We start from the raw sequence: 243 nt of genomic DNA, 5'->3' as shown, positions 1-243 counted from the left end.
AAAAGCCTTCACAATGCGCTGTCCACATATGGTTTCTTCGATCATGGCGTTCAGAGCCCCAATAGCTGCATGTTGCTCCTTAAATAAATGAGCAGTTCGACGTGTAATCCAACGCATTGCCCAAAACCTAATGGGAATAATGGTCATAGTTAAAATGGCTAGTAATGGACTTAAGCTCAGCATAATAATAATCGTGCCTGCAAGCGTTAGTACACTTGAAAACACCTGAATAAAGGAACTATT

At 40.7% G+C, this 243-nt stretch carries 1 protein-coding gene; it reads right to left on the bottom strand.

Annotated elements, in window-relative coordinates; all coding sequences use genetic code 11:
• Nucleotides 1-243 (bottom strand): ABC transporter transmembrane domain-containing protein (locus KVT27_RS25840; RefSeq protein ID WP_254636305.1); only part of this gene is annotated, 243 nt, incomplete at both ends.

The sequence above is a fragment of the Lysinibacillus sp. GbtcB16 genome, assembly GCF_019091145.1.
GTDB classification, from domain to species: Bacteria; Bacillota; Bacilli; order Bacillales_A; family Planococcaceae; genus Lysinibacillus; species Lysinibacillus fusiformis.
Note: the sequence above shows the minus strand (reverse complement) of the source record. Positions and strands in the feature narration are given on the sequence as shown.